We start from the raw sequence: 7,321 nt of genomic DNA, 5'->3' as shown, positions 1-7,321 counted from the left end.
GGCTGTATGTCGATCCGAACGCCTATGGCGGGCGCCTGCGCGGCCCGCTTCAGGGCGAGACGACGGTCGGCACCGTTCAGATAACGCCCGAGGGCTCGACCCTGCTCAATGGGCGGCCCCTCACTGGCGGCAATGACGATCTGATCGAACGCTGCCGCGCGGCGGGCTACCGCTAAGGGGCGGGGCCGCATGGGCGTGGACAAGGGCCGCCGCGCCGCCTAAAGTCGCGCCCGGCTGTTCCCTATAAAGTCCGAGACCTTTCATGCGCTTGTCCCAGTTTTTCCTCCCCACCTTAAAAGAAAATCCCGCTGAAGCGCAAATCGCCTCGCATCGGCTGATGCTGCGTGCGGGCATGATCCGCCAGCAGAGCGCCGGGATTTACGCCTGGTTGCCGCTCGGCCTGCGCGTGCTGAATAAGGTGGAAGCCATTGTGCGCGAGGAGCAAAACCGCGCGGGCGTGGTGGAACTGCTGATGCCGACGATCCAATCGGCGGACCTGTGGCGCGAAAGCGGGCGCTACGATGATTACGGTAAGGAGATGCTGCGCATCACCGACCGGCACGAGCGCGAGCTTCTCTTTGGCCCCACCAACGAAGAAATGGTGACGGATATCGTCCGCACTTTCGTTCGCTCTTACAAGCAGTTGCCGCTCAATCTCTATCATATTCAGTGGAAGTTCCGCGACGAAGTCCGCCCGCGCTTCGGCGTGATGCGGGGCCGCGAGTTTTTGATGAAGGATGCCTATTCCTTCGATATTGACGAAGCTTCGGCCCGCATCAGCTATAATAAGCAGTTCCTCGCCTACCTGCGCACCTATGCGCGGTTGGGGCTGAAGGCGATTCCGATGAAGGCCGATACCGGCCCCATCGGCGGCGACCTGTCGCACGAGTTCATCATTCTCGCCGAAACGGGCGAAAGCCAGGTCTTCTGCGATCAGGATTGGCTCGATCTGGATGTGCTCGATAAGGCCCCGAAAAGCGCCGAAGAGTTGCAATCCTTCGTCGATTGGGCGACGGGTTTCTATGCCGCCACCGAAGAAAAGCACGATGCTGCGGCTTGCCCGGTTCCGGCGGAACGGCTGCATTCGGCGCGCGGGATTGAAGTTGGCCACATCTTCTACTTCGGCGAAAAATATTCGAAGCCGATGAACGCCACCGTCACGCAAGCCGACGGGTCGGTTGCGCCGCTGCATATGGGCTCCTACGGCGTCGGCGTGTCGCGTTTGCTCGGTGCGATCATTGAGGCGAGCCACGACGAGGCGGGGATCATTTGGCCGGACGCCGTTGCGCCCTATCACGTCGGCATTATCACGATGAAGGCGGGCGATGCCGCTTCCGACGCGAAGGCGATAGAAATTTACGACGCGCTCACGGCCAAAGGCGTCGACGTGCTCTACGACGACCGCGACGAACGCGCGGGCGTGAAATTCGCCGATATGGACCTGATCGGCCTGCCTTGCAGCTCATCATCGGGCCGCGCGGGCTGGAAAAGGGCGTCGTTGAACTCAAGAACCGCCGCACCGGCCAGCGGGACGAGCTGTCGGTGGCGGACGCGCTGGCGCGGTTGGGGGCGTGAGGTTAGGCGGCAGGGTTATAGAAAGCCCTGCCGCGCCCGTAAAAAAGCCAGAATTGAGCGGCTTTCTTTCTGCTAAACTCAGCGCTGAGCAGTTTAGCGTACTAGGCGGGGGAAAGTGGAATGACCCAAGGCTTCGAGTCACATGCCCGGCCTGTGCGCTTGTTCCGCGATCAGCGCGATCAAGCCGTTCGTATTCCGGCGGAGTTCGAGTTGCCCGGCGATACGGCGCTAATGCGGCGGGAAGGCGGGCGGCTGATTATCGAGTCCATTCCCCCAAACGGCCTTCTGGCAAGCTGGCAGCCGCTGGCCGAGGATATCGCCAGCATCGACGATGCGCCGAGTGCGCCCGAGGACATCTTTTGACGGCCCTCTATCTGCTCGACACGAATATCTTGAGTGATCTGATTAAGAATCCATCAGGCCCTGCGGCAAACCGTCTTCGGGCGGTCGGTGAGGCCGCGATCTGCACGAGCATTATCGTGGCGGCGGAGCTTCGTTATGGCTGTTCTGCGGGGCTTCAGGTCGAAAACTGGCTTCAGCCTTAGCGGATTAGGGAAGAAAATGATCTTTTCGGCATTTGAACGGCTTGTGGCCTTTCGCTACCTGCGGGCGCGGCGGCAGGAGGGGTTCATTTCGGTCATCGCGTGGTTCTCCCTGCTGGGAATCGCGCTGGGGGTGGCGACGCTCATTATCGTGATGGCGGTGATGAACGGGTTTCGCGCTGAACTCCTGGGGCGGATTTTGGGGCTGAACGGCCATATCACCATCAGCGCGCCGGGCGGCAGGCGATTCCCGATGCCGATGCGCTGGTCGCGCGCCTGAAGGCGATGGACGGCGTGGTTTTCGCCGCCCCGATGGTCGAAGGGCAGGTGATGGTCAGCGCCAATGGCGTCGCCGGGGGCGCGCTGGTGCGGGGGATGACGCCGGACGATCTGCGCGCGCGCCGCCTGATCGCCGATTCAGTCCGCCAGGGCAGTATCGAGGATATGGGCGACGATGGTGTGCTGATCGGCAGCCGCATGGCCTATCGCCTGGGCCTGAAGCTCGGCGACGGTTTGACCGTGCTGTCCCCGCGCGGTGAAAGCACCGCGTTCGGCTCGGTGCCGCGCATCAAGACCTACCGCATCGCCGGGGTCTTCGAAGTCGGCATGTATGAGTATGATAATACCTATGTTTATGCGCCGCTCAGCGCCGCGCAGATTTTTTTCCGGCTGCCGGAGGCGGTGTCGGGCATCGAGATTATGCTGACCGATCCGAACAAGGCGGCGGTGATGACCTATATGCTCTCCGGCCTTGTGCCGCCGGGGGTGCGCGCCGTCGATTGGCAGCAGGCAAACTCCAGCTTTTTCAATGCGATCCAGGTGGAACGCAATGTAATGTTCCTCATCCTCACGCTCATCATTCTGGTGGCGGCCTTCAACATCATCTCCTCGATGATTATGATGGTGAAGGATAAGGGCCGCGATATCGCGGTGCTGCGAACGATGGGGGCGACGCGCGGCATGATCCTGCGCATCTTCCTGCTGTCGGGTGCGAGCATCGGCATTATCGGCACGGGGGCGGGGCTGCTGATTGGCGTGCTGTTCTGCGAGAATATCGAAAGCATCCGCCAGTTCCTGCAAAACCTGACCGGCACGCAGCTCTTTCAGGCGGAAATCTATTTCCTGTCGCGGCTGCCCGCCAAGATGGATGTGGGGGAAGTGTTGCAGGTGGTCACGATGGCCTTCAGCCTCAGCCTGCTCGCCACAATTTACCCGGCCTTGCGCGCGGCGCGGCTGAACCCGGTGGAGGCGTTGCGCTATGAGTAAGCCGGTTCTGGTCTTGCGCGGCGTCGAGCGTTCCTACGGCGCGCTTACCGTGTTGCGCAATGTGAATTTCACCCTGAATGCCGGGGAGATGGTCGGGCTCATCGCCCCCTCCGGCGCGGGGAAATCGACGCTACTGCATATGGCGGGGCTGCTCGACAGCCCAACCGCCGGCGATATTGAGGTCGATGGGCAGGCGAGCGCCAAGCTGAACGATACGGCGCGCACGGCCCTGCGCCGCCGCACCATCGGCTTCGTTTACCAGTTTCACCAGCTTTTGCCGGAGTTTTCGGCGCTGGAAAATATCGTGCTGCCGCAGATGATCGCGGGCGTCTCGCGCCGGGCGGCGGCGGTGCGGGCGACGGAGTTGCTGACGATTGTCGGCCTGAAAGATCGGCTCAGCCATCGCCCCGGCAAGCTGTCGGGCGGGGAGCAGCAGCGCGTCGCCATCGTTCGCGCTATCGCCAATCAGCCGAAACTGCTGCTGGCCGACGAGCCGACGGGCAATCTCGACCCGACGACGGCGGAGGGTGTGTTTACCGAGTTGATGCGGCTCGTGCGCACCACCGGCCTCGCGGCGCTGATCGCCACCCATAATCTAGAGTTGGCGCGGCGAATGGACCGGGTGGTTACGCTGCGGGACGGAGCGGTCGTGCCAGTCTGAGGCTCGGGCCGAGGATGGCGAGCGCCAACCCGGCAAAGACGAGGCCACAGGCGAACAGCGTCATCGCGTCGAGCTTTTCGCCGAGGAACAGCGCGGCGGAAAGCAGGCCGAAGATCGGCACCGCCAGCGCAAACGGCGTTACCTTCGCCGCTGAATGCCGTTGTAGCAGCCAACTCCAGGCGGCGAAGGCGAGAATGGTCGACGGCCCGGCGACATAGAGCAGCGAGAGCACGGTCAAGGGCGTCGCCTGGGTCACGGAGGTCACAATCGCCTCCGGCCCTTCGATCAGCAGCGACAGGGCGAATAAGGGCAGGGGCGGCACCAGGCTGACCCAGGAAATCAGCCGAAACGCATCCCGGCTGCCCGATTTCTTAGTGAGAATATTCGACACGGCCCAACACATCGCCGCCAGAATAACCATGCCGAAGCCGATCAGGCTGGTGCCCAGCGGCAGATCCAGCGCCAGCAAGGCAAGACCGCCCGCCGAAATCAGCATTCCGAGCAAGGCGACCGGCGTCACCCGCTCGCCAAGCAGCACCGCCGCTGCCAAAATAGTGAAGAAAACTTGGCTCTGCATCAGCAGCGAGGCGAGCCCCGCGCCCATGCCGATCTTAATGGCGGTAAACAGCAGCCCGAACTTCACCACGCCGAGCGCAAGCCCGATGCCGATCACATAGCGCCACGCCACCGGCGGCCCACCGCGCAAAAACAGCAACGGCAGGGCGGCAATGGCAAAACGCAACCCGCAGAACAGCAGTGGCGGCATGCCATCGAGCCCAAGCTTGATGGTAACGAAGTTGAAGCCCCAAACGGCGGCGATCAGCAAAGCAAGGGCGGAGTGGGCGAGCGGCATAGCGGGGACTCAACGGCAGAAATAACACCCCTAACCCAAGCGCGCCCGATCTCCGCTGTCCAGATGTGAATTGTCCGGGAGGCAATATTGCGGCGGGGACGCTGTCCCCGCACCCCTGCCAAAGGGCAGCGGCCCTTTGGAAACGCGCTTATTGCAGGGCAGCGCCCCGCTACTCCCCGAAACTTCGCACCAAACTGCCCGCGACCAGATACCAGCCATCGACCAGCACGAAGAAAATCAGCTTGAAAGGGAGGGAAATAATCACCGGCGGCAGCATCATCATCCCCATCGCCATCAGGATCGAGGCGACGACCATATCGATGACGAGGAAGGGCATGAACAGCAGGAAGCCGATTTCGAACGCCCGGCGCAGCTCGCTAATCATAAAGGCCGGGATGAGGACGCGCAGCGGCGTTTGTTCGGCGGTCGCGGTGGGTTCGGTCCGGGCGAGGTCGAAGAAAAGCCGCAGGTCTTTTTCGCGGACATGGCGAATCATGAAGCCGTGGAAGGGCTCTATCGTCCGGTCGAGCGCCTGGGCTTCAGTGATTTCTTCGTTCATCAGCGGGCGCACCCCCTGATTATAGGCGCGCTCGAAGGTGGGCTGCATGATGAAGCCGGTCAGAAACACGGCCAGCGCCACCATCACCGAGTTCGGCGGCGACTGCGGCATACCGATGGCGTTGCGCAGCAGCGAGAGAACGATGACGATGCGGGTGAAGGATGTCACCATCATTAGAATCGACGGGGCGAGGCTGAGCACCGTCAGCATGGCCATCGTTTGGATGATGCGGCCCGTGGTGCTGCCGCCGCCTTCGCCGAGGTCCAGCGTTAGGGCCTGGGCCATCGCCGGGTCGGTCCACAGCAGCCCGAGCATGACGACAAAACTCGCAAGACCGTAGAGCGCGCCCCATTTGGCGGCGATGGCGAAGGTCGAGCCTTGAGTGCGGCGCATGCTAGGCCTCCCGGTCGGCGGCAAGAAACGGGTTCTTCCGGGCCTTATCGCCCGGCTCGCGCTCTGGAGCGGGGGCCGGGGCGGTTGCGGCCAGGGCCGCTGTAAGGGGGGCCGCGCCGGAGGACAGCAATGTTTCGTGGGTGGCACCCAGCAAAATCAGGTGATCGGTTTCATCATGGCGCACCAGCACGAGCTTACGCTTTTGATCGAGCGGCATGACTTCGACCAACGAGAGACGGCGGCCTTTGGCGCGAAACCCGGTCGTGGTGCCGAGCCCTAAGCGCTTTGCCACCCAAACCGCCACGACAATCATCGCCAGAACCGCCAGCAGCCCGGCCACAAAGCGAATGTAGCCGTCATTCAACACATCGGCACCCATATCATCCCTCGCCCTGTTCGGGTTTGCGGTAGGCCGAAATGGCCGAACGGTGCTTGGCTTGCGCTTCAACCTGCTCGTGCGCGCTGCCTTCGGCCATACGCTCACTGAGTTGGGTGCTGAGTTTTTCCAGCAGATCGGTCATCGCGCCCATCCGCTTCAACACGGGATCGGCGGCGGGGCCGGTGATTTTCATCGTCGCCATGCAGAGGCGTTCGATTTCATCGTCGAGCCCGGCAAGATCGACGGAGCCTTCCTCGTGCAGCGTCGATAATGCGGCTTCCAACGCCAGGATCACCCGGTTGAAACCGTCGATGAGCGCGGTCGGATCGGGAGCGGGGCCGCGCGGCGCGGGCGCTTTGCGGGCTGGGGAACGGGCGGGAGGTTCGGTCACGGTCTCTCTCTATCCAATTACCCGACGCGGCGGCTTAATAACGATGATGCGGCGAGGCGGGTGAGGCCTCATCAAACTCCGCGACGGGCATTCCACCCAATCGCGCATTGGCTTGATAAAGGTATCTTAGAATCTCCGCAACTGCCTCGAAACAATTGACGGGGATTGGACAATTTAATTCGACCGCCGAGAGCAGTTCCACAAGGTCGCGATCCTCGCGCACCTTAACGCCATTGGCGAAGGCGATTTCGACAATCTTCTCGGCAATCGCGCCGCGCCCGGATGCCACCACCTTGGGCAGATCACCCTTCTCATAATTGAGGGCCACGGCGATTGGGCGGCGCTTTTTACCCTCGGCAAAAGATTCCGAGGGGCGGTCTTGGGAGTCGCTCATCGCGGAACATCCTTCATGCGGTAAGTCAGCTTTCAATGCTAAAATACTGTAGACAAACGCTTTGACCAAGCATAAACCTAAGTCTGAAAGCTGGCGTGGGCTTTGCTTGCTTCGGGTCCTGGCCTGAGGCAAAGTTCCTAAGGCTTCTGATAGGATGGTAGACGATGAGCGACGGCAAAACCAATCTGATGCAGTTGATGGCAAAGCGCATGGATTATCTGGGCGACCGGCATAAGGTGCTGTCCCAGAATATTGCGAATTCCGATACGCCCAACTATCGCCCGAGCGATCTTCGCCAACAGAATTTY

At 61.9% G+C, this 7,321-nt stretch carries 8 protein-coding genes and 2 pseudogenes; 5 read left to right on the top strand and 5 right to left on the bottom strand.

Annotated features, from left to right (window positions below; all coding sequences use genetic code 11):
• The first annotated feature begins 262 nt into the window (after positions 1–262).
• From proS to VZ95_RS12775, 4 genes and pseudogenes are all read left to right on the top strand, one after another.
• Positions 263–1,575, top strand: a pseudogene (proS, locus tag VZ95_RS12795) (proline--tRNA ligase).
• Between the two features lie 120 nt (positions 1,576–1,695).
• A complete protein-coding gene (locus tag VZ95_RS12790; RefSeq protein WP_045776188.1) occupies positions 1,696–1,938 on the top strand; it encodes an antitoxin in 243 nt (80 codons plus the stop codon).
• A 198-nt stretch (positions 1,939–2,136) separates the two neighbouring features.
• A pseudogene (locus tag VZ95_RS12780) lies at positions 2,137–3,383 on the top strand (lipoprotein-releasing ABC transporter permease subunit).
• On the top strand, positions 3,376–4,044 hold the full coding sequence (locus tag VZ95_RS12775; RefSeq protein ID WP_045776187.1) for an ABC transporter ATP-binding protein: 669 nt from the start codon (positions 3,376–3,378) through the stop codon (positions 4,042–4,044). Before VZ95_RS12780 ends, VZ95_RS12775 begins: the two are co-directional and overlap by 8 nt.
• Here VZ95_RS12775 and VZ95_RS12770 read toward each other — a convergent pair.
• The 5 genes from VZ95_RS12770 to VZ95_RS12750 form a co-directional block, all read right to left on the bottom strand.
• Positions 4,010–4,897 carry an EamA family transporter gene (locus VZ95_RS12770; RefSeq protein ID WP_045776186.1) on the bottom strand — a complete coding sequence of 296 codons (888 nt, stop codon included), beginning with the start codon at positions 4,895–4,897 and terminating at the stop codon, positions 4,010–4,012. The genes VZ95_RS12775 and VZ95_RS12770 overlap by 35 nt on opposite strands.
• Before the next feature lie 169 nt (positions 4,898–5,066).
• Positions 5,067–5,849, bottom strand: a complete 783-nt coding sequence (gene fliP / locus VZ95_RS12765) for a flagellar type III secretion system pore protein FliP (protein ID WP_156995278.1) — start codon at positions 5,847–5,849, stop codon at positions 5,067–5,069.
• Position 5,850: 1 nt separating this feature from the next.
• Positions 5,851–6,228, bottom strand: a complete 378-nt coding sequence (locus VZ95_RS12760) for a FliO/MopB family protein (RefSeq protein WP_052711737.1) — start codon at positions 6,226–6,228, stop codon at positions 5,851–5,853.
• A gap of 1 nt (position 6,229) precedes the next feature.
• Positions 6,230–6,619: a hypothetical protein gene (locus tag VZ95_RS12755; RefSeq protein ID WP_045776185.1), complete on the bottom strand. Its 390-nt coding sequence runs from the start codon at positions 6,617–6,619 to the stop codon at positions 6,230–6,232.
• A 34-nt stretch (positions 6,620–6,653) separates the two neighbouring features.
• Entirely contained in the window at positions 6,654–7,013 is a 360-nt protein-coding gene (locus tag VZ95_RS12750; protein WP_045776184.1) for an EscU/YscU/HrcU family type III secretion system export apparatus switch protein, read from the bottom strand.
• A gap of 164 nt (positions 7,014–7,177) precedes the next feature.
• On the opposite strand from VZ95_RS12750, the gene VZ95_RS28885 reads away from it, so the two are divergent.
• Positions 7,178–7,321, top strand: a 144-nt coding sequence (locus VZ95_RS28885; protein WP_332308089.1) for a flagellar basal body rod protein FlgB, incomplete at its 3' end; no start/stop codon positions are given.

Origin of the sequence: Elstera litoralis (assembly GCF_000963705.1) — a bacterium.
GTDB classification, from domain to species: Bacteria; Pseudomonadota; Alphaproteobacteria; order Elsterales; family Elsteraceae; genus Elstera; species Elstera litoralis.
The sequence above is the reverse complement of the archived record's forward strand: the minus strand, read 5'-3'. Positions and strand labels throughout refer to the sequence as shown.

What these genes read in the sequence shown, in the direction of transcription:
- VZ95_RS12790 (WP_045776188.1), top strand. Translation starts at nt 1,696, where the DNA reads ATGACCCAAGGCTTCGAGTCACATGCCCGGCCTGTGCGCTTGTTCCGC.
- VZ95_RS12775 (WP_045776187.1), top strand. Translation starts at nt 3,376, where the DNA reads ATGAGTAAGCCGGTTCTGGTCTTGCGCGGCGTCGAGCGTTCCTACGGC.
- VZ95_RS12770 (WP_045776186.1), bottom strand. Translation starts at nt 4,897, where the DNA reads ATGCCGCTCGCCCACTCCGCCCTTGCTTTGCTGATCGCCGCCGTTTGG.
- fliP (WP_156995278.1), bottom strand. Translation starts at nt 5,849, where the DNA reads ATGCGCCGCACTCAAGGCTCGACCTTCGCCATCGCCGCCAAATGGGGC.
- VZ95_RS12760 (WP_052711737.1), bottom strand. Translation starts at nt 6,228, where the DNA reads ATGGGTGCCGATGTGTTGAATGACGGCTACATTCGCTTTGTGGCCGGG.
- VZ95_RS12750 (WP_045776184.1), bottom strand. Translation starts at nt 7,013, where the DNA reads ATGAGCGACTCCCAAGACCGCCCCTCGGAATCTTTTGCCGAGGGTAAA.